Here is a 2,390-nt window from a genome sequence, read left to right as displayed (position 1 = left end):
GCTTTCTGGCTGTGAATCATTAGCGGTCTTAGATCCTAAAGGACCTCAAGCCCAAACGCAGGCCAATGTGATTTGGCTATCAATTGCGATCATGGCGGTTATTGTTATAGTTGTTTGTGCTATTTTAGTCTTTGTGTTAACGAAATACCGTGACTCTAAACTACCTAAAGATTATGAACCACCCTACATTGAAGGGAATCATGTTGTTGAAACGATTATTGTTGGGGTCCCAATTTTAATCGTCATTTTCTTTTCCGTTGTTTCTGTAATTTCCAACAATAAAGTGGAAGCCACTCCGGAAGGGTACAAGGGTCAAGATCCATTAGTTATTTACGCTTCGTCATCAGACTGGAAGTGGCATTTTAGTTATCCAGAAAACGATATCGAGACAGTTAACTACTTGTATATTCCAACAAATCGACCACTTGAATTTAAACTTTATTCATTCGGGCCTATCACGAGTTTCTGGATTCCACAACTTGGCGGTCAAAAATATGCCATGTCTAACATGGTGACCACATTACACTTAGCAGCGGACGAATCAGGGGAAATGATGGGACGAAATGCAAACTTTAGTGGGAAAGGATTCGCTGAAAATATGTTCCACGTCGAAGCGATGTCTCAAGATAAGTTTGATGAATGGGTAAAGGAAGTTAAAGAAACTGCGAAACCCATTACTGAAGTAAGATTTAATGAATTATTAAAACCGGGTCATGAAGGACAGTTAACGTTTACTGGAACTCATTTAGACTTCTCACCAGCTCCAGAAGGTGAAAATGCTGGACATCATCATGGCTCAAGTGACTCTAACGCGAATTCAAAAGGCGAACATATGGAACATGATCATAAGTCAAGTAATAGTAAAGAAAAATCAGTACACAATCATGAATAATTTCTTAGTCTATCTCGAGAAAAATATTTTCAGAAAGGAAACACAAAAGTATGGGTTTTTTCTCTAGATTTCTTATACCTAATCCTAGTCCCGTMATTTACTCATCAATGGTGGCCATTGGTGTTACTGTTCTCTTGATCATTGTTGGTTTAACCCACTTTAAAAAATGGTTTTTTTTATGGAGTGGCTGGCTAACAACCGTCGATCATAAAAGAATAGGTATTATGTATCTAATATCTGCTTTGCTAATGCTATTTCGTGGTGGGGTAGATGCTGTGATGATGCGTGCGCAACTTGCCGTACCGGATAACAAATTATTAGATTCACAGCACTATAATGAAATTTTTTCAACACATGGGGTTGTGATGATTCTCTTTATGGCGATGCCGTACATTATGGCCTTAATGAATTTCGTAGTGCCATTACAAATTGGAGCCCGAGATGTAGCATTCCCACGTCTAAATGCCGTAAGTTTCTGGTTATTTTTTATGGGTGCGATGCTATTCAACATCTCTTTTGTAATTGGTGGTTCGCCTGATGCAGGGTGGACATCTTATTTCCCGCTTGCAGGTAATGAATTTAGCCCGCATGTTGGAACGAATTATTATATGATTGGTATTCAGATAGCCGGAATAGGTACATTAATGACGGGGATTAACTTTTTGACGACTATTCTTAAAATGAGAGCACCCGGTATGACATTAATGAAAATGCCAATGTTTACATGGTCTGCTTTAGTCACAAGCGTTATTATCATTTTCGCATTCCCTGTATTAACAGTGGCGCTGATCATGGGAACAATGGATCGACTATTCGCAACCAAGTTTTTCACAATGACTGATGGCGGTATGGATATGCTTTGGGCTAACCTGTTCTGGGTTTGGGGACATCCTGAAGTTTATATCTTAATTTTGCCTGCATTTGGTCTTTTTAGTGAGATTATCCCAACCTTTTCACGACGTAACCTATATGGATATCGATCAATGGTTGCTTCAATGGTATTTATCTCTATATATTCATTCTTCGTTTGGACGCACCATTTCTTTACAATGGGGCAAGCAGCATATGTTAATAGTATTTTCTCGATTACAACGATGGTAATCGCTATCCCGACTGGAATCAAGATCTTTAACTGGTTGTTCACGATGTGGAAAGGCAGAATCAGATTTACCGTACCTATGCTTTATTCAATAGGTTTCATACCTCTTTTCACAATCGGTGGAGTTACCGGGGTTATGCTTGCGATGTCAGCGGCGGATTATCAATACCATAATACAATGTTTTTAGTAGCTCACTTCCATAATGTCATTATTCCGGGTGTAGTATTTGCTGTGCTTGGTGCCGGAACTTACTACTGGCCGAAAATGTTTGGTTTCATGTTGAATGAAAGGATTGGGAAATGGGCGTTCTGGTTTCTAACCATTGGTTTTTGCTTAGCATTCTTCCCTATGTATATTACGGGTTTAGATGGTCAAGCACGTCGTATGTACACATACTC

Annotated in this window: 2 protein-coding genes; both read left to right on the top strand. The window is 39.2% G+C overall.

What is annotated here, in order from left to right; genetic code table 11:
* Positions 1 to 892, top strand: an 892-nt coding sequence (gene qoxA, locus AC1DVB_RS26635; RefSeq protein WP_477591805.1) for a cytochrome aa3 quinol oxidase subunit II, incomplete at its 5' end; no start/stop codon positions are given.
* Positions 893 to 942: 50 nt separating this feature from the next.
* The coding region (locus AC1DVB_RS26630; protein WP_477591803.1) for a cbb3-type cytochrome c oxidase subunit I at positions 943 to 2,390 on the top strand (1,448 nt) is incomplete at its 3' end.

This window comes from Peribacillus sp. P4_D6 (assembly GCF_056401795.1).
Note: the sequence above shows the minus strand (reverse complement) of the source record. Positions and strands in the feature narration are given on the sequence as shown.